Annotated in this window: 10 protein-coding genes; all 10 read left to right on the top strand. The window is 72.1% G+C overall.

Annotated features, from left to right (window positions below; genetic code table 11):
- Positions 1-179 precede the first annotated feature (179 nt).
- The 10 genes from ACFWM7_RS04515 to ACFWM7_RS04560 all read left to right on the top strand — a co-directional run bounded on the left by ACFWM7_RS04515 (position 180) and on the right by ACFWM7_RS04560 (position 23709).
- A complete protein-coding gene (locus tag ACFWM7_RS04515; protein ID WP_383255024.1) occupies positions 180-6836 on the top strand; it encodes an amino acid adenylation domain-containing protein in 6657 nt (2218 codons plus the stop codon).
- Positions 6833-12406 (top strand): amino acid adenylation domain-containing protein, encoded by a 5574-nt coding sequence (locus ACFWM7_RS04520; protein WP_383255006.1) that lies wholly within the window; start codon positions 6833-6835, stop codon positions 12404-12406. Before ACFWM7_RS04515 ends, ACFWM7_RS04520 begins: the two co-directional genes overlap by 4 nt.
- A complete protein-coding gene (locus ACFWM7_RS04525) occupies positions 12403-13554 on the top strand; it encodes a saccharopine dehydrogenase NADP-binding domain-containing protein (protein WP_383255008.1) in 1152 nt (383 codons plus the stop codon). Before ACFWM7_RS04520 ends, ACFWM7_RS04525 begins: the two co-directional genes overlap by 4 nt.
- The gene (locus ACFWM7_RS04530; RefSeq protein ID WP_383255009.1) at positions 13551-15596 is read left to right on the top strand and encodes a Gfo/Idh/MocA family oxidoreductase; all 2046 of its coding nucleotides are present in this window, start codon (positions 13551-13553) and stop codon (positions 15594-15596) included. Before ACFWM7_RS04525 ends, ACFWM7_RS04530 begins: the two co-directional genes overlap by 4 nt.
- Positions 15597-15604: 8 nt before the next feature.
- On the top strand, positions 15605-16858 hold the full coding sequence (locus ACFWM7_RS04535) for a cytochrome P450 (RefSeq protein ID WP_383255012.1): 1254 nt from the start codon (positions 15605-15607) through the stop codon (positions 16856-16858).
- Positions 16855-17724 carry a thioesterase II family protein gene (locus ACFWM7_RS04540; protein ID WP_383255014.1) on the top strand — a complete coding sequence of 290 codons (870 nt, stop codon included), beginning with the start codon at positions 16855-16857 and terminating at the stop codon, positions 17722-17724. The genes ACFWM7_RS04535 and ACFWM7_RS04540 overlap by 4 nt, the downstream gene beginning before the upstream one ends.
- A gap of 61 nt (positions 17725-17785) precedes the next feature.
- A complete protein-coding gene (locus tag ACFWM7_RS04545) occupies positions 17786-18514 on the top strand; it encodes a class I SAM-dependent methyltransferase (RefSeq protein WP_383255016.1) in 729 nt (242 codons plus the stop codon).
- A complete protein-coding gene (locus tag ACFWM7_RS04550; protein WP_383255018.1) occupies positions 18511-20397 on the top strand; it encodes an ABC transporter ATP-binding protein in 1887 nt (628 codons plus the stop codon). Before ACFWM7_RS04545 ends, ACFWM7_RS04550 begins: the two co-directional genes overlap by 4 nt.
- Complete coding sequence (locus ACFWM7_RS04555; RefSeq protein ID WP_383255020.1) at positions 20394-22151, top strand: ABC transporter ATP-binding protein; 1758 nt, start codon at positions 20394-20396, stop codon at positions 22149-22151. The genes ACFWM7_RS04550 and ACFWM7_RS04555 overlap by 4 nt, the downstream gene beginning before the upstream one ends.
- 64 nt (positions 22152-22215) lie before the next feature.
- Positions 22216-23709, top strand: a complete 1494-nt coding sequence (locus ACFWM7_RS04560; protein WP_383255022.1) for a salicylate synthase — start codon at positions 22216-22218, stop codon at positions 23707-23709.
- Positions 23710-23731: the final 22 nt, after the last annotated feature.

The raw sequence follows: 23731 nt of genomic DNA on the forward strand, positions 1-23731 counted from the left end.
GATAATCATTTCAATCTAGGGCTCGGCCCCTGCGTGACGAACCTCCCGCCGCCTGCCGACCTCGACACGACCCGCACCCATCCGATCGGAAGGCCCCATCAGTGAGCGACGAAGCGCTCGTCCAGGCGCGGACAGCGGAAGGCGACCCCGCCGACAGCGACCCGCACGCACCGGCCGCGGTGCGCGCGGCGGTTGCACGCGCACTGGAGCTGCCGCCACAGCAACTGGCCGACGACCGTGACCTCTTCGAACTCGGCCTCGACTCACTGATGCTGATGTCCCTCGTCGGCACCTGGCGACGGGCGGGCAGCACCGTCACCTTCCAGGACCTCACGCGTGAGCCGACCCTGCGGGCCTGGACGGTCCTGCTCGGGCAAGCGCGGCCCGACGGCGAACCCGCCCCCGCATCTCCCACCCCGTCGGACGCGACGGCCGCCGAGGAGCAGTCCGGCTCCTTCCCGCTGGCCACCATGCAGCACGCCTACTGGATCGGACGTCAGGACGGGCAGCCTCTCGGCGGTGTCGCCGCGCACTTCTACGTCGAACTCGACGGTCATGACGTCGATCCGGCCCGGCTCGATGCCGCCCTGCGCGCCCTCGTGCGGCGGCACGGCATGCTCAGGGCCGTCTTCGACGATGAGGGCCGCCAGCGCTTCGGTGCCGCAGGTGCGCCCCTCACCGTCCACGATCTGCGTGCACGCACCACCGGTGAGGCCGAGTCCGAGCTGGAGCGACTGCGTGAGAGCAACACCCACGCCCGCCCGGACATCACCACGGGCGAGGTCTTCCGTGCCGCCCTGTGCCTGCTCCCCGACGGGGGGACCCGGCTGCAGATCGACCTGGACATGATGGCCGGTGACGCGCTGAGCCTGCGGGTCCTCCTGTCCGACCTGCGCCGCTTCTACGAGTGTCCTGAGGATCCGCCGCGCGAGATGGGCCTGGACTACCGCCGGTACCTCGCGGAGCACGACGTCCGGCGAAGGGCCGAACGCGAACAGCATGCCGCCTGGTGGCGAGAGCGCCTGCCGGACCTGCCCCGCGCCCCCCGGCTGCCGACGACCGTGGCCCCGCTCACCCCGGTCAGCGCGGACGACACCACGCTCACCCGCTCCCGCCGCCTGCACCACTGGCTCGGCCCCGCCGACAAGGCCGCCCTTATCGCCGCGGCCCGCCGACACGGCATCACCCCCGCCGCCGCCCTCGCCACCGCCTTCGCCGAGGTCATCGCCGCCTGGAGCGACAGCCGGCGCTTCCTGCTCAACCTTCCGCTGTTCGACCGGGAGATGTTCACCCCCGAAGTGGCCGACCTGGTCGGTGACTTCAGCAGCTCGGTCCTGCTCGACGCGGACCTGAGCGCACCGCACCCGTTCTCCCGGCAGGCGCGCGGCCTTCAGGAACGCCTTCAGGAGGGCATCGCCCACGGGGCGTACGGTGGCGTCGAGGTGCTGCGCGACCTCGCCCGCGTCGAGGGCGCCCCGGTGCTGGCACCCGTCGTGTACACCAGCGCCATCGGCCTGGGCGAGATATTCGAGCAGGACGTGCAGAAGTCCTTCGGCCGCCCTTCCTGGATCATTTCGCAGGGACCGCAGGTCTACCTGGACGCGCAGGTCACCGAACTCGACGGGGGTCTCCTCCTCAACTGGGACGTGCGTGACGGGGTGTTCGAGACCGGAGTCCCCGACGCCGCGTTCGATGCCTACCGCCGCCTGATCGGCCGGCTCGTGACCGACCCCGAAGCGTGGGACCGGCCGGTGAACGGTCTGCTCGCGACCGATGTCCTGCCCCGCCGCGCGGTGGCGGCCCTGCCCGCCACGCCGGTCCCTGCCCGCGCCCTGCACACCCGCTTCTTCCGGCTGGCGGAGACCGAGCCGGACCGCGCTGCGGTCATCAGCACGACGGGTGACGCGATCACCTACGGCGAACTCGGCCGCACGGCACGGCAGATCGCCGCGCTGCTGCGCGACCACGGGGTGCGGGAGGGAGACACGGTCGCGGTGACCCTGCCCAAGGGCGCCGACCAGGTCGCCGCGGTGCTCGGCATCCTGGCCGCCGGCGCGGCCTACGCCCCCGTCGGAGTGGAGCAGCCCGCCGTACGACGAGCCCGCATCCACGCTGTGGCCGAAGCGTCCGCCGTACTCACCGACCGGGACCACGCCCACTTGTGCGCGGAAGCCTCCTCGGCTCCGGTGCTGCTCCTGGAGGACGCGGCGAAGGCGGAACCCGCACAGGTCGTCCAGCCGGATCCCGCCCTGCCGGCCTACGTGCTGTTCACCTCCGGCTCGACCGGACTGCCCAAGGGCGTCGAGGTGTCGCACCGAGCGGTCGTCAACACCATCGAGGCGATGGAGCAACAGCTCGGACTCGGCCCCGCGGACCGCACGCTCGCGATCTCCGCACTGGACTTCGACCTCGCCACCTGGGACATCTTCACCCCGCTGTCGCTCGGCGGCCAGATGGTCGCTGTGGGACAGGAGCACCGCCGCGATGCCCACCACTGGGGGCGGCTGGTGCGCACGCACGGGGTGACGCTGGTGCAGTGCGTGCCTGCCCTGCTGGACCTGCTGATGGCCGCCGGCGAGGACGACGGCCTCGGCGACTCCCCGCGCATGGCGCTGCTCGGCGGGGACTGGATCGGACTCGACCAGCCCCGCAGACTGCGGGCCCTCGTACCCGGCTGCCGTTTCGTGGCACTCGGCGGCATGACGGAGGCCGCGGTCCACTCCACGGTCTTCGAGGTGGAGGAGACCGACCCGGCCTGGAAGTCGGTCCCGTACGGTGTTCCGCTGCGCAACATGCGGGCGCGTGTCGTGGACGAGCGCGGCCGCGACTGCCCCGATCTCGTCCCCGGCGAGCTGTGGATCGGCGGCCCCGGTGTGGCCAACGGATACCGGGGGGACCCTGAGCGGACCGCCGAACGTTTCGTCGAGCACGACGGCGAACGCTGGTACCGCAGCGGCGACCTGGCCCGCTACCGGCCCGACGGAGTGCTGGAGTTCCTCGGCCGCGCCGACCACCAAGTGAAGATCGGCGGCCACCGCATCGAACTCGGCGAGGTCGAGTCAGCGCTGGAGGACGACCCCGCCGTCCTGCACGCCGTCGCCACCGTCCTCGACACACCGGTACGGCACCTCGCCGCGGCCGTCTCCGCCCACGGTGAGGCACCCGACCCGGAGAGGGTCCGCCTCCGGGCGGCGGACCGACTGCCCGCCTACATGGTCCCCGAGCGCATACTCGTCCTGCGCGACCTGCCACTGACCGCCAACGGCAAACTCGACCGGGCCGCCGTCCGCCAAGCGCTGACCGAGGCCGCCGGCCAGGACGGACCGCGCACCTCCGAGCCTTTCGGTCCCGTGGAGACGGCCGTGGCGGCCGAGTGGGCCGACCTGCTCGACGTGGCCGACGTGGGACGCGAGAGCAGCTTCTTCCTGCTGGGCGGCGACTCGCTCGTCGCGACCCGCATGATCGGCCGACTGCGCGCAGCCGGATTCCCCGGCGCCCGTGTGGCCGACCTCTTCGCCCGCCCCGTGCTCCAGCACTTCTGCGAGACGCTGCACCCCGCGACGACCGCCCACGAGCAGCCAGCCGTCCTCGTGCCCGACCCGGACCACGCCCACGATCCCTTCCCGCTGACGGACGTCCAGGCCGCCTACCACACCGGCCGAGACCCTCGTTTCACCCTCGGCGGCGTCGGCACCTGGCACTACACGGAGTTCGACGGCACGGACGTCGACCTGCCCCGGCTGGAGCGCGCCTGGAACACCCTCGTCGCCCGCCACGGCATGCTCCGTGCCGTCGTCGAGGACGGACGCCAGCGAGTCCTTCCCGAGGTGCCACCCGTACGCATCCCCGTGGGGGACGCGTACGGCGGCGAGGCGACCGAGGCGCTCGCGGACCTGCGCGCCCGCCTGTCCCGCCAGGTCCGTGACCCCGCCCGGTGGCCGCTCTTCGCGATCGAGGCGGTGCGCTACCGCGAGGGCGGGGATGCCGGGAAGGGGGGCGGAGAGACACGCACCCGCATCGGCATCGGCCTGGACTACCTGGTGCTCGACGCGCTCTCCATCACCACGCTCTACGCCGAACTGAACGCGCTCTACGCCGATCCGGACCAGGAACTGCCGCCCGTCGAGGTGACCTTCCGCGACTATCTGACCCGCCTCCCGGCGGACCCGGAGGCGGAAGCGCGGGCCCGTGCCCACTGGCAGTCCCGCCTGTCCGAACTGCCGCCGCCTCCCGCCCTGCCTTTCGACCGAGACCCCGCGACTCTCGACACGCCCGTCTTCACCCGGCGCCGGCTGACCGTGCCCGCCGAGGACTGGCGGGCCGTCAAGCGGGACGCGGCCCGGCACGGCCTCACCCCCTCGACCGTCCTGCTCGCCCTGTACGCCGAAACCCTGGCGACCTGGAGTGGGAGTGACGCCCTGACCATCACGCTCACCCTCTTCAACCGGCGGGACGTCCACCCCCACATCCACCGGGTGCTGGGCGACTTCACCTCCCTGTCCCTCGCCGGATACCGGCGCGAGGGCACATCCTGGCCGGCGGCGGCCAGGGTCCTGCAACGCCGTCAGGCCGAGGACCTCGACCACGCCGACGTGCCGATCGACTGGCTGCTGCGGGAGTTCGGCCGACGCACGGGCACGGTGGACGCGGCCGCACCCGTCGTGTTCACCAGCGCCATCGGCGTCGGTGACGCGACGCTGGCCGCACCGGGCACCGGCTTCTCCGCCAAGGTCTGGGGCATCTCCCAGTCACCGCAGGTCTGCCTGGACAACCAGGTCACCGAGGAGTCCGGAAACCTGGTCGTCACCTGGGACGCCGTCGAGGAGCTGTTCGCCGAGGGCGTGCTGGACGCCATGTTCGCCGCCTACGAACGGCTGCTGCGGCACATCGCCGTCGGCGACTGGGAAGCACCGCTCCCCGACCTGCTGCCCGCCTCCCAGTACGAACGGCGGGCCGCCGAGGCACGGGAGGCCGCCCTCGATCCGGTGGCTCCCCGCCTGCTGCACGATGCGTTCTTCAGCCACGCGACCACCACCCCCGGCCGCACCGCCCTCGCCACGACGGCAGGGCAGGAGGTGACCTACGGAGCCCTCGCCGGGCAGGCTCTGCGCATCGCCGCGGCGCTCGGCGACGCGGGCGTACGGCCGGGGAACCTGGTCGCGGTCACCCTGCCCAAGGGCCCGGAACAGATCGCGGCTGTCCTGGGAGTCCTCGCGGCCGGAGCCGCCTACGTTCCCCTCAGCCTCGAACAGCCCACCGCACGACTGGAACGCGTGCACGCCACCGCCGGGTTCGAGGTGGTCCTCGGAACCTGGCCCGCCCCGGAGGCGACCGGCCCCCGCAGCCTGTCCTTCGCGGACACGCAGCACCATGAGCCGCTGCCCACACCCTGTACGGCGTCTCCGCAGACGCTCGCCTACGTGATCTTCACCTCAGGCTCCACGGGCGAGCCCAAGGGGGTCGAGATCACCCACGCCGCAGCCTGGAACACGATCGCCGACATCAACGCCCGCCACGACATCAGCGGGGACGACCGTGTCCTCGCTCTCTCCGCGCTGGACTTCGACCTGTCCGTGTACGACGTCTTCGGCCTGCTCGCGGCAGGAGGCTCCCTCCTGCTGCCCACCGAGGACCAGCGCCGTGAACCTGCCCGCTGGCCGAGCCTGCTGGATCAGTACCGCGTGACCGTCTGGAACACCGTGCCCGCCCTGCTCGACCTGCTGCTCGACGCCGACGAACAGGGCGGCGTGGAAGGCAGCCGGATCGCGGGGCTGCGGACCGCGCTGGTCTCCGGCGACTGGATCGGCCTGGACCTGCCCGCCCGGCTGCGGGCCCGGACCGCGCGGCCCTGCTCCTTCGTCGCCATGGGCGGCGCCACGGAAGCCGCCATCTGGTCCAACACCCTCACCGTCACCGATCTGGACCCCCGGTGGGTCTCCATCCCGTACGGACGTCCCCTGACCGGGCAGCGCTACAGGGTGGTCGACCGGGCCGGCCGGGACTGCCCCGACTGGACGCCCGGCGAACTGCTGATCGGTGGGGCCGGGCTGGCTCGCGGCTACCTGGCCGACCCGGTCCGCACCGCCGAGAAGTTCGTCGAGCGGGACGGGCGACGCTGGTACCGGACGGGTGACCTGGGCCGGTTCCGAGGTGACGGACTGCTGGAGTTCCTCGGCCGGCTCGACAGCCAGCTGAAGATCTCCGGGCACCGCATCGAGGCGGGCGAGATCGAGGCCGCCCTGGAAGCACACCCGGCCGTCGCGCGGGCCGCCGTCGTGGCCGTGGGGGAGCGCACCGCCAAGCGCCTGGTCGCCTTCGCCGTACCGCAGGACCCCACCGCGGTCTCCACGCCCGCCACCGAGTCCGCTCCTTCCGGTCCGGTCGCGCCCTTCGAGGATCCGGAACTGGCCGATGGGCTCTTCGCCCTGGTGGCGGAGCGGGTGCCGGTCTACGCCGTCCCGTCCCGCGTTCTCCTGCTCCCCACGCTGCCCCTCACCGCGAACGGCAAGGTCGACCGGGGAGCCCTGGCCGGCCTGGCGGGCCCGCAGACGGTGCCCGCCGGCGCCGAACCGCCACGGGGCGAAACCGAAGAAGCCCTTGCCGCGCTCTGGCACGAATACCTGCCGCAGTGGCTGCCGGACCGGGACGCCAACTTCTTCACCGCAGGCGGCGACAGCCTCGCCGCACTGCGCCTGCTGACCGCGATCGAGCGCCGTCTCGGGGCCACCGTGCCCGCCCGCCGCTTCTTCGCCGCACCGACCATCGCCGCGCTCGCCGCGGACGTCACCCGAACGCTCGCGGCCCACGCGACCACCTATGAGACCGGAGAGCTGTGAACATCGCTGAACTGCTGGCCCGATACGCCGACGAGGGCGTGGTGCTCTGGGCCCAGGACGGACAACTGCGGTTCCGGGCCCCCCAGGGCCGGCTCACCGACACGCACCGCGCCGAACTACGCACGCACAAGGACGCCATCCTGCGCCACCTGGAGGCAGGGGAACCCACACTGCGGAGCGACCCCGACAACCGCCACGAACCGTTCCCGCTGACGGACATCCAGGCCGCCTACCTCATCGGCCGCACCGACGCCTACGCCTACGGCGGCATCGGCTGCCACGCCTACGTCGAGCTGCGCTACCCCGACCTCGACGTGGACCGAGTCACCGCCGCGTGGCGCGAGTTGGTCCAGCGCCACGACATGCTCCGCGCCGTGGTCCATCGCGACGGCCACCAGCGGGTCCTGCCCGAAGTCCCCGCCCTCGTGGTCGGGACCGACGACCTGACCGCGCTCCCGTCCGACACGGCCGAGGCAGAGCTGGAACGCACGCGAGCACGCCTGTCCACCCGCGAGGCCCCCACCGACCGGTGGCCGCTCTTCGCCGTGCACGTCACCCGGACCGCCGGGCAGGCTGTGCTCCACCTCTCCTTCGACATGCTCGTCGTCGACCACGCCAGTCTGCGCATCCTGCTCGCCGAGTTCCAGGGGAGCTACGGCGGTGCCGCCCTCTCCGACGCACCGCGGATCACCTTCCGCGACTACGTCCTGGCCCGCCGCGCACTCGCCGACAGCTACGCACACACCCGCGACCGCGCCTACTGGACCGGACGCCTCGACACCCTGCCGCCCGCCCCCGAACTTCCCCTCGCCGAACACTGGGAAGCCGATGTGGACGATCACGGAGAGACCGGAAGTACGCCGGCTCCCGACGGCACGGTGACGTTCCGCCGACTGGAGACCTTGCTGTCCGCGGCCGACCGGGACCGCCTCACCGGGCGGGCAGCGCGGCGAGGACTGACCGTGTCGACCGTCCTGCTCACCGCATACGCCGAGACGGTCGGCGCCTGGTCGCGCACCAGCCGCTTCACGCTCAACGTGCCCACCGTCGACCGCCCCGCTCTGCACGACGACATCCACCGCCTCATCGGCGACTTCACCTCGCTCGAACTCCTCGCCGTCGACCTCGACGCCCCGGCCACCTTCACCGACCGGACCAGGGCGGTGGGGGAGCAGCTCCTCGAAGACCTGGCGCATGCGTCGTTCACCGGCTCGGAGGTGCTCGCCGAACTCTCCCGCCGCGCCGGCTCCCCGGTGCTGATGCCGGTCGTCTTCACCAGCGCCCTGGGCACCGGCGCCACCTCCGAGGGAGTGCCTCCCGAGGTGACGTACGCCGTGACCCGGACGCCACAGGTATGGCTCGACTGCCAGGTCATGCAGCGCGGTGACGCGTTGATCCTGTCCTGGGACATCCGGGTGGCCGCACTCGCCCAGGGGGTGGCCGACGCTATGTTCGAGGCGTACTCGGCACTCGTACGGTCGCTGTCGGCCGAGGGCGAAGCCGGAGAGGCCGCCTGGGACGCCCCGGTCCGCATTCCTCTGCCCGAGGCCCAGGCGGCATGCCGGCTCGCGGTCAACGCGACCGAGGGGCCCCTGCCCAACGCCCTGCTCCACGAACCCGTAATCGCCCAGGCGCAGGCCGCACCGGACGCGATCGCCGTCCGGACCCCCGACCTCGCCCTCACCTACCGACAGCTCGTGGCCCGCGCGAGCGCTCTGGCTCGTGCACTGACGGACTCCGGGCTTCGCCCGGGGGAACCCGTGGCCATCTGGGCCGACAAGGGCTGGGAGCAGGTCGTCGCGGTCTTCGGCACTCTCATGGCGGGCGGTGCCTATCTGCCCGTCGACACCGCTCAGCCACCGGCCCGTCGGGACACGATCATCGCGGACGCGGGCGTTCGCACGGTCCTCACCCAATCCTGGCTCGCCGAGATCGACGACCTGCCGGAAAGCATCACGGCCGTCGCCGTCGACCTCGTCCTACCCGAGGACACCGCGGCCGCGCCGGACGTGCGTGGCACCCGATGCGACCCGGACGACCTCGCCTACATCATCTACACGTCGGGTTCCACCGGCACGCCCAAGGGTGTGATGATCAGTCACCGAGCCGCTCTCAACACTGTCGAGGACATCAACCGGCGCTACGCCGTCACCGGGAGCGACCGCGTCCTCGGCATCGCGGGGCTGGGCTTCGACCTGTCCGTCTACGACCTGTTCGGGCCGCTCGCGGTGGGTGCCACCCTCGTCCTGCCCGCGGCCGACCGGCGAGGGGACCCCTCCCACTGGGCCGAACTCGTCCGCGACCACGGCGTGACCGTGTGGAACTCGGTCCCCGGTCAGCTCCACATGCTGTGCGACTGGCTCCGCTCCGAGCCCCCCGCCGGCGACGCCTCGCTGCGGCTCGCGCTGATATCCGGTGACTGGATACCCGTCTCGCTGCCCGACCAGGCCCGTGAACTCCTCCCGGGGCTGGACGTCATCTCGCTCGGCGGAGCCACCGAGGGCTCCATCTGGTCCATCGCCCACCCGATCGGCGAGGTGGACACCGCCCGCCCGAGCATCCCGTACGGCAAGCCCCTGACCAACCAGACCTTCGCCGTACTCGACCGGCACCTGCGGCCCCGCCCCGAATGGGTGCCGGGCGAGCTGTACATCGGCGGCGCCGGCGTCGCCCTGGGCTACTTCGGCGACGAGGAGCGCACGGCACAGCGGTTCCTCACCGACCCCGCCACCGGAGGGCGCCTGTACCGGACGGGCGACCTCGGGCGGTACCTCCCCGACGGAACCATCGAGTTCCTGGGCCGCGAGGACGCCCAGATCAAGATCCGCGGATACCGCGTCGAACTCGCCGAAGTGGAGGCCGCCGTACAGGCCCACCCGGCGGTCGCGGCGGGCGCCGTCATCGTCGACGACTCCGCGGCGGGCGGACGGCGCCTCGCCGCGTTCGTGGAGACGGCCCGCAAGGACAGGGATGCCGGCCTTCCCGGAGCACCGTCCGGGGACGGCTACGAGCCCGCCGCGGCGACCAGGGAACAGGCGCGTACGGTGGCCACCGACGCCGTACGTCAAGCCTCGGCCGCCGTCGACACCGCGCGGCTCACGGACTTCCTCAGCGCCCTCGACGAGGTGGCCATCGCCGAGATGACCCACGTCCTCGCCGCCTCCGGAACATTCGCCGACGGTGCGTCGCGCACAGCGGATGAAGTGGGCACGGCCCTGCGCGCCATGCCCCGGCACCGGCACATCGTGCGCCGCTGGCTGCGCGCCCTGGCCGTACGCGACCGGCTCACCCACCAGAGCCCGGACGACACCTACACCGGCCTGGTGCCCGTGTCCGAGACCGAGAAGGAACGCCGCTGGCAGCGGGCCGCGGCACTGGAGCACGAGATCGGCTGGAGCACGGAGCTGCTCACCGTCATGCGTACGTGTGCCGAGCGACTGCCCGAGCTGATCTCCGGCGAGACGGGCATCCAGGAACTGCTCTTCCCCGGAGCGGCCACGGATGCCGCGGATGCCGCTTACCGTGACAACCTCGCCATCCGGCACCTCAACCGCGCGGTGGTCGCCGCACTGCGGGAGATCGCTGCCGGCCACACCGGCGAGGAGCGGATGCGCGTCCTCGAAGTGGGCGGCGGCGTCGGCGGCACCACCGGCGAACTCGTGCCCGTCCTCGCCGAGTACGGCGTGGATTACCTGTTCACCGATGCCTCCGCCTTCTTCCTGAACGAAGCCCGCGAACGCTTCGCCGACCATGCCTGGGTTCGCTACCAGCGCTTCGACGTCGACGAGGACCCCCGCGCCCAGCACCTGCTGCCCAACACCTTCGACGTCGTGATCTGCGCCAACACGCTCCACGCCGCCGCCGACGCGGACGCCGCCGTGGGCCGGCTGCGGGAACTGCTGGTGCCGGGCGGCCAGCTGGTGTTCGTGGAGAACACCCGCGACGAGAACCTCCCCCTGCTGGTCTCCATGGAGTTCCTGGAGGTCGCCGGCCAGACCTGGACCGATGTGCGCGAGCACACCGGACAGTCCTTCCTCACCCACACCCAGTGGCGCGAACTCCTGGACGCACAGGGGGCGTCGGAGGTCACCTCACTGCCCGACTCCCGGGACCCCCTGGCCCTCACCGGGCAGGAGGTCTTCTTCGCCACCCTGAAGGACGACCGCTGTCACGTTCCCACGGGTGAGCTTGCCCGCACGGCGGCCACCCGGCTCCCGGAGTACATGCTTCCGTCGGTGTGGCAGGTCGTCGACGCCCTGCCCCGTACGGCCAACGGCAAGACCGACCGCGCTCGCCTGCGGACCTGGCTGCCCCGCGAAAGCGCACCGGTCGTCGTGGACGAACAGCCGAAGGACGAGCTGGAGAACAGCCTCGCCGACCTGTGGGCGGAACTCCTCGCTGTCGAACGTGTCACCCGCAACGACGACTTCTTCGACCTCGGCGGCGACTCCCTCCTGGTCGCACGCATGGTGGGCCGCCTGCGCGAACGCGTACCGCAGGCGGCCGACCTGGAATGGGAGGTCGTCCTGCGCCACATGCTGCGCCGCCCCACAGTCGCCGGTCTCGCCGGCTTCCTGCGCGGTCTGGCCGCCCCCGAGGACGCGCCCTCGGCGGACGCCGCGCGCACCGACCCGGTGATCCACCTGCACGGCGCCCGCTCCGAGGACGAGCCGACGACCGTCCTGGTACATGCGGGAACCGCGACGATCATGCCGTACCGGGCGCTGGTCACCGAGATCAGACGCCGCTCACCAGGTCTCGCCGAGGTCGTCGGCGTCGAGGTCCCGGACCTGAACGGATTCCTCGCAGCGCCCCCTGAGGGACTCATCGAGCAGATGGCGGCCGACTACGCCCGCGCCCTGACGGCGGACGGCCGCAGTCGCTTCCACGTCGTCGGCTACTGCCTGGGCGGCCTGATCGCCACCGAGGTGGCGCGCAACCTGGCCGAGTCCGGGGCCGAGGTGGAGAGCCTCACCGTCATCAGCAGCCACAGCCCCCGCTTCCGGCTCGACGACGAACTCCTCGCCGAGTACTCCTTCGCCGTCATGATGGGCATCGACCCTGCCGACCTCGGCTTCCCCGACGACCAGTACCGGGTCGCAGCGGCCGCCGACGCCGTCCTCGCCGCCAGCCCCGGTGTGCTGCCGGACGGCGGACTGGCCGGACTGCCCGAGGAGTTCGACGACGTGGCGGCGCGATTCCGGGAACTGGCGGAGGTCCCCCGCGCGACCCGCATCGAGCGGATGTGCGCGGCGGTCCCCGCCTCGGCGGGCACCTACGAACCCGAGCACATGACGCGGCTCTTCCTCGCGTTCCGGCAGAGCGTCTTCGCCATCACCCGCTACGACGCCGAGCCCTACGCGGGCGACATCACCTTCCTGCGCCACGACGGCGCCTACCCCTTCCCCGGCAGCAAGGACGCCGTCACCACCTACTGGGAGGAACTGACGCTGGGAGACCTGGACATCGTCGACATCGGCGGCGACCACTACAGCTGCCTGTCCGTCGAGCACGCGCCCGGCATCCTCAAGACCCTCGGTGAGCTGACCCAGGGGGCGATCACCCGATGAACAAGCCAGTTATCGGGGTCCTCGGGGCATCCGGTGCGGTCGGACGGGCCGCCGTACGGGAGCTGCGCAGGCTCGGCCACACCAGGCTCCGCCTGGGAGGACGGACCGCGTCCGCCCTGAGCGCTGTCGTCGAGGAGAACCCCACCGGCCACGACGAGACGGTCCGGGCCGACGCCACCGCTCCGGAGGGCCTGCGCGCCTTCACCGAGGGCTGCGACATCGTCCTCAACTGCGTCGGACCCACTTACCGGCTCCGGGCCACGGTGGCCTCCGCGGCACTCGCCGCCGGTGCCCACTGCGTCGACGTGGCCGGGGACGACCCGGCTGCCGAAGACCTCCTCAAGGCCGGTGATCCGACCCTCGGCGGCCGCACGGTCGTCCTTTCCGCGGGAGCCCTGCCCGGGTTGTCGAGCCTCCTGCCGCGCTGGCTGGCCGGGCAGGGACTGGACGGGGCCGCGGCGCTGACCGCGTACTGCGGTGGCCTGGAGACCTGTTCGCCGACCGTGGCGCACGATCTCATGCTTTCCCTGACCTCCGGTGGCGCGGACGGTGCGGCATACGGCGAGGCGCTGGCGGCCGTCCGCGGCGGGCGGCGCGTGTCACGTGCCCTGCGCACGGCCGAGGACACTGAACACGAGGCGTTCCCCGGCCGGGTCGCGGTGCAGCCCTACCTCAGCGGGGAGAGCGAACGCCTCGCCACCGTCCTGGGCCTGGACCGGCTCGACTGGTACAACGTCCACCCCGGCCCTGCCGTACGCGCGCTGCTCAACGTCCTGCCGGGACGCCTCGCAGCCGGAGAAGACCCCGACCGGCTCGCGGAGCGGCTGATCCTGGCCGCCGACCTCGACCTGGCCGGACGCAAGCCCTACTACGTCATGGACTTCACGCTGTCGGGAACGGCGTCCGCACGACCGGCCACCGCGGGGCTGACCCTGCGCGCCGCCAGCAGCTACCGCCTCACCGCGACCCTCGGCGCCCTCGCGGTGGAAGCGGTACTGCGGGGTGAGGTCCCGGCGGGCGTGCACTTCGCCTGTGACGTCCTGGATCCGGACACCGTGGTCACGCACCTGCGATCCCACGGTGCCGCCGACCTCCGGCTCTCCGGCGCGGCGGCCGAAGCCGACTACGTGGAAGAAGGCGTGCTGTGAGCGAAGCGTCGCCCCTGCGTGTACTGGTCTGCGGTACCAACTTCGGCCGCTTCTACGCCGAGGCGGTACGCAGGCGCCCCGGCTACCTCCTCGCCGGCGTCCTGAGCCGTGGTTCGGCGGCGTCCCGCGCGTACGCCCGGAGCCTGGACGTCCCGTACTACACGGACGTGGACGACCTTTCGGAGGACATCGATGCCGCCTGCGTCGCGGTGAGTTCCTCCATATCAGGTGGCCCGGGCACCGAGCTGGCCCGAGCGCTCATGGACCGGGGCATCCACGTCCTCCAGGAACACCCCGTCCACCTCACCGAGCTGACGGACAACCTCAAACACGCCCGCAGGCGAGGGGTGCAGTACCGCCTCAACACCCACTACCCGCATGTCGCTCCCGTCCGCGCCTTCATCGAGGCAGCCAGCCGGCTCGTCCAACGGCAGAGACCACTCTTCGTGGACGCCGCCACCCCGGTCCACCTGATGCATCCCCTGGTGGACATCCTCGGTCAGGCGATGGGCACGCTCCGGCCCTGGCGGTTCGCGGACCCGGCGCCGCTGCCCGCCGAGATTGGACCGCAGCCGTTCCGTTCCCTGCACGGCGTGTTCGCCGGCGTACCCCTCACCCTGCGGGTGCACCACCAGCTCGACCCGTCCGACCGGGACAACCATGCCCTGCACTGGCACCGGATCTCCGTCGGAACAGAGGGCGGAGTGCTCACCCTGGCCGACACCCACGGCCCGGTGCTGTGGAGTCCTCGGCTGCACATCGGCCGGGACACGGACCGGCGATTCGTCCTGGACGGGCCGGGAACCGGGCGACTGGGGCTCGGCACCACGGCCGTGGTCGGCACCACGGGGACCTTCCGTGCGGTCTTCTCCGACCTGTGGCCCGAAGCGATCGGCACGGCCCTAGACGGTCTCCGCGAGGCCGTCGCCCAGGGTGGGGACGCCTTGCGCGCGGGCCAGTACGACCTGGCCGTGTGCCGCATCTGGACCGACCTCGCGGCACGGCTGGGACCACCCGAGATCGTCCGGCCGGCCACCCCCCTGCCCCTGGCGGTCAGCGACATATTCCCAGTGCCGGAGGGCTTCCCAGGCGATACCACATCCCGCTCGGAACCGTCCTCGCACGTCGCAGGTCCGACCCCCGCCGGGGAGCCGACCGGCTTCTCGCCCGAGACGGTGCCGGTCCGTCCCGCGGACGCCGCGCCGTACTCTCCGTCGGCCGAGTTCTTCGACCTCTTCGCCGCCGAGCACACCGCGACCTCCAGCGTCCCGGCGGTCGCCGCCCTCCTCGCCGAAGCGGATCTGAGCGCGGGGCCGGTCGTCGACATCGGTGCGGGCACCGGTCTGGTCACCGAGGCCGTCGCCCGGGCCCGGCCGGACGCGCAGATCATCGCCTGTGAACCGTCGGTCGGCATGCGGGCCGTGCTCACCAGCCGTGTCTTCAGTGACGAAGACCTGCGTACCCGGGTGACCGTCACCGCGGACTCCGCTCCCGACCTGGAGCTTCCCGACCGGATCAGCGTCGTCCTGCTGTGCGGAGTTCTCGGCCACCTCGACGCCGAAGAGCGGGCCAGGCTATGGCGGCGGCTGGACCGACGGCTGGCCCCCAGCGGGCTCGTCATCGTCGAACTCATGCAGTTCGAAAGCCCCTCGTCCCTGCCCGAGACCCGGCTCGCCACCGCCAGAGCCGGACGCCACCGCTATGAGTGGTCGTTCGCCGGAGCACCGGACGAGGCCGAGGACGGAGCGATGCGCCTGCACTCCACCTGGCGGGTCTACCGGGACGGCGCCGCCCATGCGGAACGCGAAGTGCGCGACTCCTACCGCTGGGCACCCTTCGGACTGCAGGACGTGGCGGCCGAGTCCGGCATGACGGCACGCGCCCTGCCCACCCGCCCCGGAGCACCCCCACTGGCCGTACTCACCCGGACACCCGGCGGCCCCGACACGGCCCCACGGCTGCCGCACGCGCGGACCCCGTCCGACGGCCCGGACGCCCCGCGCACCGCCACTCCGCTCGTCTCCGCTCCCACCGACGGCTAGGACCCACCATGAGCACCCCCGAGACCTCGACGGCGTCTCACGCCTCCGACCCACCCCGCACGGACACCACGGCCCCACCCCGGGACTTCCCCATCCAACGAGGCTGCCCCTTCGCCGCGCCCGCGGAGTACGACGCGCTGCGCACCGACGAACCGGTCGCCCGCGTCACCCTGCCGACCAAGAAGCAAGCCTGGGTCGTCACCCGCTACGACGACGTCCGCGAACTGCTCTCCGACCCCCGTGTCAGCGCCGACATCCGCCGCCCGGGCTTCCCGGCCCTCGGCGAGGGCGAACAGGAGGCCGGGGCACGGTTCCGTCCCTTCATCCGCACCGACGCCCCCGAGCACACCAAGTACCGGCGCATGCTCCTGCCGGTGTTCACCGTGCGCCGGGTCCGGGAGATGCGCCCCGCCGTACAGGCACGGGTGGACGAGATCCTGGACGGCATGCTCGCCGCAGGCGGACCCGTCGACTTCGTCTCCGCGTACGCCAACGCCGTCTCCACCTCGGTGATCTGCGAACTCCTCGGCATCCCGCGCGAGAACCTGGAGTTCTTCCGGGACGTCACCCGGATCTCCGGCTCCCGCAACAGCACCGCCGAACAGGTTGCCGAAGCCCTCGGCGGCCTCTTCGGCCTGCTCGCCGAACTCATCGCCCAACGGCGGGAAGAACCCCGGGACGACCTGATCTCCAAGCTCGTCACCGACCATCTCGCCACCGGCCACGTGACCATGGACCAGCTGCTGTCCACCCTCGGCATCACCATCAACGCCGGCCGTGAGACCACCACGAGCATGATCGCCCTGAGCACTCTGCTCCTCCTGGACCGGCCGGAGCTGAAGGAGGAACTGCGCCGCGACCCCTCCCTCATGCCCGCCGCCGTCGACGAACTCCTGCGCGTCCTGTCCGTCGCCGACTCCATCCCCCTGCGCGTGGCCGCCGAGGACATCGACCTCTCCGGCCGGACGATCCCCGCCGACGACGGCGTCATCGCCCTCCTCGCCGGCGCCAACCACGATCCCGAGCAGTTCGACGCGCCGGAGCGGGTCGACTTCCACCGCACCGACAACCACCACGTCGCGTTCGGCTACGGCGTCCACCAGTGCGTCGGACAGCACCTGGCCCGGCTGGAAATGGAGGTCGCCCTGGAGACACTCATCCGCCGGGTCCCCACCCTCCGCCTCGCCGGTGACCGGGACGACGTCGCCGTCAAGCACGACTCGGCCACCTTCGGCCTCGAAGAACTGAGGGTGACCTGGTGACCGCGTCCTCCTCACCGAACGTGTCGTTCCAGCACCCCGCTCAGCACTTCCCCCGGCCCTCCGCACGCGCCGTCCGAGCCGACAGCCCCTGGATCAGGCGGTGGAGCGGCGGGCCTGCTCCCCGCTTCACGCTCGTATGCCTGCCGCACGCGGGCGGAAGCGCGGGCTTCTACCGGCCCTGGGCGGCCATGATGCCCCCCGAGGTCGAACTCCTCGCCATCCAGTACCCCGGCCGCGAGGACCGTTTCGAGGATCCCGGGGCGGCCGACATGGGGGAGCTGATCAGCGCGGTGGCGGACGCCCTCGAACCGCTGCTCGACCGGCCGTACGCCCTCTTCGGACACAGCATGGGCTCCGCCGTGGCCTGGGAGCTGGCCCACGAGCTCACCGGCCGCCGGAACCTCCCCCCGCACCGGCTGTTCGCGTCGGGCCGGGCCGCTCCCGGCACCGCCGTGACCGGGCAACTGCACCGCCAGAACGACGACACCCTGAGCGCCGAACTGGCACGCCTCGGCGGAACCAGCCGAGAGATCCTCGACGACCCCGGGCTGCGGTCCCTGATCCTGACGGCCGTACGTCACGACTACCGGATCATCGAGACGTACCGGCCGGCGGAGCGGCCGCCCCTGGCCTGCCCCCTGCACGTCCTGACCGGCAGCACGGACCCCGAACTCGGGGAGGAACGCAGCCGCGACGGGGCAGCTGGCTGGGCGGACCTCACCACCGCCCGCACCGAAGTCCGCGTCTTCCCCGGCGACCACTTCTACCTCACCCCCCGACGCCGCGAGGTCGTCGCCACCGTGCTGCGCCGACTGGACCCCTCGCTGACCATCGGCGGCGCACACACCTGGCCGAGCACCCCGTGAACCGAGACCGCACCGCCACCCGTATACGACCCACCACGCCCGCCCCCACCCGGAGAACGCCGTGATCGACTACTACTCGACCTCGGCCGAGTTCTACGAACTGGTCGCCACCCGGCACACCGCCAGCAGCGGCCCGCCGCTGGCCCGCGTCCTTACGGGTCTGGACACGTCCCACGGACCCGTCCTGGAGATCGGGGCGGGCACCGGACGTGTGACGGAGGTCATCGCCTCCGCCCTGCCCGAGGCGGAGGTCCTCGCGGCCGAGCCCTCGGCCACCATGCGCGCCATGCTCACCTCCCGGGTCGCCCGCGACCCGGACCTGCGCAAGCGCGTGACCGTCGTGGACGGCGCCGCCCAGGACCTCGTCCTGCCCGAACGGCTCTCCGCCGTCGTGATCTTCGGCGTAGCCGGTCACCTCACCGTCCCCGAACGCGTCGCGCTGTGGAAACGGCTCGCGGACCGCCTTCCGGACGGCGCGCCCATCGTCGTCGAACTCATGGGAGTGACCTCGCCCCGCGTCATCCCGCCCGTCATGTCCCTCAGGGAGACCATCGGACGCCAGACGTACGAGTGGTGGATCGGCGGCGAACCCACCGACGGCGACGCCATGCGGTTCACCACCACATGGAAGGTGCTGCGCGACGGCCGCACGGTGCGTGAGGTCTCCGATACCTACGACTGGCACACCTTCGACGTCGCCCGGCTGGCCCGCGAGGCCGGCATGACCAGCCGCCGCATCACCGAGGCCGGCGGCAGGCCCATCCCCGAAATCGGAGTACTCGTCAAGTGAAGTCACAACCGCCCGGGGCCGGTCAGGCCCCGGCAGCCGCGGACACCGCTGCCGACAGCACGGGCCCCCGCCTCACTCCGCCTCCGCTCCGCGCGCTCGCCGAGCCGGTCCGCGGCCGGCTGGCCCTCGCCACGGGCCTCCAGGCCGTCGCCGCCCTCGCCGGTGTGGCCCCCTTCATCGCCGTCTCCCGCATCGCCGAACGCCTCACCGCTGGGCCCCCGGCCGACGGGGACGCCCTCTGGCCGCTGGTGGTCCTGGCCTGCTCCTCGGGCTTCGTCGCCCTGGTATGCGGCACGGCGGCCGGAGCCCTCGCCCACATCGCCGACAACAACCTCCAGCTCACCCTCCGCCGCCGGCTCGCCCGGCACATCGGACGGCTGCCGCTCGGCCGGCTCACCGACCGAGGCACCGGCGAGGTCAAGCAGGCCGTGCAGGACGACGTGAGCGCGCTGCACACGCTGTTCGCCCACACCCTGCTCGATGTCGTCGCGGTCCTCACCGCCCCGGTGCTGGCACTGGCCTACCTGTTCACGGTCGACTGGCGTCTGGCCCTCGTCAGCGTGGTGCCCCTGCTGCTGGGCGTGTACCTGTTCAGCCGGGCCATGGCGGGCGCGGCGGGACAGATGGCCGAGTTCGGTGCCGCCCTGGGACGGATATCCGCAGCCGCGGTGGAGTTCGCCTCCGGCATCGCCGTGTTCAAGAGCTTCGGGCGCGGGAGCAAGGCCCACGAACGTTTCGTGCGCGCGACCGAGGGCTTCGCCGACTTCTTCTCCGGCTGGGTCCGGTCCACCCTGATGACCTCCACCGCCGCGATCCTGGTGGTGGCACCGGCCGTGGTCCTGCTGCTCCTGTCCGTTCTGGGCGCGGTGTTCATCACCCAGGACTGGATGACCGGCGCCGAACTCGTCCCCTTCCTCCTGCTCGGCCCCGCCGTCGCCGCCCCCATGGGCGTGGTGGGCCCCCGCATCCAGCAGATCCGTGCCGGCCAGGCCGCCGCCGTACGCATCACGACACTGCTGCACGCCCCCACGCTCCCCGAGCCAGCAAACCCGGCCCTGCCCGACGGCCATCACGTTTCCTTGCGTGGGGTGTCGTTCTCCTACGACGGGCGGGCCCACGTCCTCAGCGGCGTCGATCTCGACCTCGCGCCCGGCACGGTAACCGCCCTGGTCGGCCCCTCCGGCTCCGGCAAGTCCACCCTGGCGTCGCTGCTGCCCCGCTTCCACGACGTCACCGCCGGTACGGCCACCCTCGGCGGCGTCGACCTCCGCGACATCCCCGCGGCCGAGCTGTACCGCCGGGTCGGCTTCGTCCTCCAGGACGTGCGGCTGTTGCGCGCGAGCGTCGCCGACAACATCCGGCTGGGCCGCCCCGACGCCACTGACGAGGAGGTCGAGCGGTGCGCCCGCGCCGCCCGCATCCACGACCGCATCACGGCCCTGCCGGACGGATACGCCACCGAACTCGGCACGACCGTCACCCTCTCCGGTGGGGAGGCCCAACGCCTTTCCATCGCGAGGGCACTGCTCGCCGACGCCCCCGTTCTCGTCCTCGACGAGGCGACCGCGTACGCCGACCCGCACTCCGAAGCGCTGATCCAGGACGCGCTGTCCGAGCTCGCGGCCGGCCGGACCCTCCTCGTCATCGCCCACCGGCTGTCGACCATCCGCTCCGCCGACCGCATCGTGGTGCTGGAGGACGGACGCGTCACCGAACAGGGCCGCCACGACGACCTCCTGGCCGCTCAGGGCCGCTACGCCGCGCTGTGGGAGGCCCAGCGGACCGCGGGCCCGGACGAGAGCGATGGCCTACCACACCACCGGTCCGCACCATTGGGAGCCGGCCGCAGGGCGGACGATATCCGAGAAGGAAGTGCACGATGATCCGTCAGCTCTACCGCGTCCTGGGACCGGTTGGCTCCCGCCCGCTGAACCGGCTGCTGGTCCTCCAGTCCGGTGCGGCCGTACTGCAAGGCGTCGCCTTCGCCCTCCTCGTGCCGGTCCTTCAGGCCCTGCTCGGCGCGGACCCCGACGACGTCTGGCCCTGGCTGACGGCGTTCTCCGGCTGCGTACTCGGTTACGCGGCGTTGCAGGGCGCCGCTCTGAGCGGCGGGTTCACCGTCGGCTCCCAGCTTTCCCGGGTGCTGCACCGCCGACTGGCCGACCAGGCCCTGCGCCTGCCGCTGGGCTGGTTCACCGCCGACCGCACGGCCGAGTTCAGCAGACTGGCCGGACAGAACGTCATCCAGGTGATGAGCACACCGGCCCACCTGCTGCGCCCATTCCTCACCTCCCTTCTCACCCCGGTGACGCTGGTCATCGCCACCTTCTTCTTCGACGTCCGCACCGCCCTGGTGCTCCTGGTCTGCGCGCCCGTGCTGTTCGCCGTCCAGTTGGCCAGCGCCGCGATGATGCGCCGACTCGACCTCGGCCGCGACGCCGCGGCCGGCGAATCCGCGGACCGCGTGCTGGAGTACACGCGCAACCAGCCGGTCCTGCGGGCGTTCGGCCGGACCGCGGAGGGTTACGGAGCGCTGGACGACGCGTTGGTGGCCGAGGCACGCGCCGATCGGCGGCTCATCGCGCGCGGCCTCCCCGGCCTGGTCTCGTTCACGTTCGCCACCCGACTCGTGTTCGCCCTGCTGCTCGCACTCGGGGTGTCCTGGCAGCTCGACGGGTCGCTCACCGTCCCCACCCTGCTGGCCCTCCTGGTCCTGCTGGTGCGGCTCATCGACAGCGTGTCGTCCGCAGCCGAGGCCGGTGCGGGCATGCGTATTGCCCGTAACACCCTGGAACGGCTCGGCGCCGTCCTCGACGAGCCGCCGTTCCCCCAGCCCGTCGAGCCGCAGACACCCCGTGACGCGAGCGTGGAGTTCTCCGGGGTCGGCTTCCGCTACACCGACGGGACGGCCCACGCAGCTTCCGCACGCCCGGTCCTGAACGACGTGACGTTCCGCCTGCCCGAGCGCAGCATGACCGCACTGGTCGGGCCCTCCGGCGCCGGCAAGACCACGGTCGCCGCGCTGATCGCCCGCTTCCGTGACACCACGGACGGCACGGTCCGCATCGGCGGAGTCGATGTCCGCGAGATCGCCGCCGACGACCTGGCCGCCCATGTCTCCCTCGTCTTCCAGGACGTCTACCTCTTCGACGGAACCATCGAGGAGAACGTCAGGATCGCGTCCCCGGACGCCGCCCCGGAGGAACTGGCCACTGCCGCCGCCCTGTCCGGGCTCGACCGGGTGATCGCGGAGCTTCCCGACGGGTGGGACACCAAGGTGGGGGAGGGCGGGGCGAGGCTGTCGGGAGGGCAGCGCCAGCGCGTGTCCATCGCCCGCGCACTGCTGAAGGACGCTCCCATCCTCATCCTCGACGAGGCGACGGCCGCGCTCGACCAGGAGAACGAGGCGTTGTTCGCCGATGCCGTGCGCGCCCTGGCCGACCGCAAAACTCTGCTGGTCATCGCGCACCGGCTGAGCACCGTCGTCCACGCGGACCAGATCCTGGTCCTGGAGGACGGTGAGATCACCGAACGAGGCACGCACGACGACCTGGTCACGGGTGGCGGCACCTACGCGTCCTTCTGGCAGCGCCGGACCCGGGCCCACGGCTGGCGACTTGAGGCGGCACGGCCATGACTCCCCACCACGCACCAGCGATCCACCGGACACAGCCGCAGCGCCAGAGAGAGGACATGACACGATGAGTACCGGCCTGAGGAAGACCTGGGACGCGTGGGCGGGTGCCGTCCCGCGACTGGCGCGCTCAAGCACCCTGGAGCCCTGCGACGACCCCGCGGCCACGGCCACCCGCCTCGCCCAAGCCGCCCTCGCCGACCAGTACATGGTGTACGAGGCAGCAGCCGGCGTCTGGCACTTCGCTGCGGGCTCCGCCGAGAGCCTCACCGCGCACGCAGCCGGCATCACGGCGCGAGCGGCGGGGCGCACCTGGACGTCTCCCACCGACGACAGGCCGCTGACGATGTTCGCCGACGCACTGAGCGCCCTCTCCGCAGCGCACGGCGCGCACGACAGCGAACGTCACTTCTACGGCTGGGCCGCCTTCGAACTCGCCCACCTCCTCCACGCGGACCCCGAGGCCACCGGTGACGGGCCTCTGCTGCACGCGCTGATCCCGTCCGTCGAGGTGACCCTCACCGGGGACGGGACCGTGATCCGCGCGGTGGACGAGGCGTGGCTCCGCAAGGTCTCCGACCTGCTGGCGGAGCCGACGACGCGACATCTCGCTCCGGGCGGGACGTCCCCGGAGGTGTCCGAGCGGATCATCGCGGCCGGCACGGACGCCTATGGCAGGGCGGTGTCCCGAACGGTCGAGGACATCCGCGCCGGGCTCCTGGAGAAGGCCGTTGTCTCCCGGAAGGTTCCGCTGCCCGCCGCGCCATCCGTGGACTTCCCCGCGACCTATCTCACGGGCCGCCGGGCCAACACCCCGGCCCGCTCCTACCTGCTGGAACTCGGGGGCTACCGGGCGGCGGGGTTCAGCCCGGAGACCGTCCTGGAGGTCGGCGAGGACGGCCGAGTCAGCACCCAGCCCCTCGCAGGCACCCGCGCACATGGGACGGATCCGACGGAGAACGAGCGCCTGCGCACGGAACTGCTCACCGATCCCAAAGAGGTGCACGAGCACGCCGTGTCCGTACGCCTGGCCTGGGACGAGATGGCGGTGGTGTGCCGGCCAGGGTCCGTCACGGTCGAGGAGTTCATGGCGGTCCGGCCGCGCGGTTCGGTGCAGCACCTCGCCTCACGTGTGACGGGCCGACTGCGGCCCGATGCCGGACCGTGGGACGCCTTCGCCTCGCTCTTCCCGGCGATCACCGCCACAGGAGTCTCCAAACGCTCCGCCCTCCAGACCCTGGCCCGCCACGAGGAGGGGCCACGCGGCTTGTACGGCGGCGCGGTCTTTCGGGGGAGCACCGGTGGCACCCTCGACGCCGCCCTCGTCCTGCGCACCCTCATCGGCGCGGGCGACGAGACGTGGCTACGCGCGGGCGCGGGAGTTACCGCTCAGTCCAGCCCCGAACGCGAGATCGAGGAGACCTGCGAAAAGCTCCGCAGCGTCGCCCCGCACCTGAGGTTCGCCATTAAGACCGTGTCCTACATGGTCAGTTGGCGGTTGTGCTGTTCATGGGAAGTGGACGGTGGGGATGGATCGTTCCGGACGGACTGTGGGAGATAGCGAGGCCGTTACTGCCGTCGGC

It is taken from the genome of Streptomyces sp. NPDC058375, from assembly GCF_042723425.1.
Classification (GTDB): Bacteria; Actinomycetota; Actinomycetes; order Streptomycetales; family Streptomycetaceae; genus Streptomyces; species Streptomyces durocortorensis.

What these genes read in the sequence shown, in the direction of transcription:
- ACFWM7_RS04525 (WP_383255008.1), top strand. Translation starts at nt 12,403, where the DNA reads ATGAACAAGCCAGTTATCGGGGTCCTCGGGGCATCCGGTGCGGTCGGA.
- ACFWM7_RS04560 (WP_383255022.1), top strand. Translation starts at nt 22,216, where the DNA reads ATGAGTACCGGCCTGAGGAAGACCTGGGACGCGTGGGCGGGTGCCGTC.
- ACFWM7_RS04555 (WP_383255020.1), top strand. Translation starts at nt 20,394, where the DNA reads ATGATCCGTCAGCTCTACCGCGTCCTGGGACCGGTTGGCTCCCGCCCG.
- ACFWM7_RS04535 (WP_383255012.1), top strand. Translation starts at nt 15,605, where the DNA reads ATGAGCACCCCCGAGACCTCGACGGCGTCTCACGCCTCCGACCCACCC.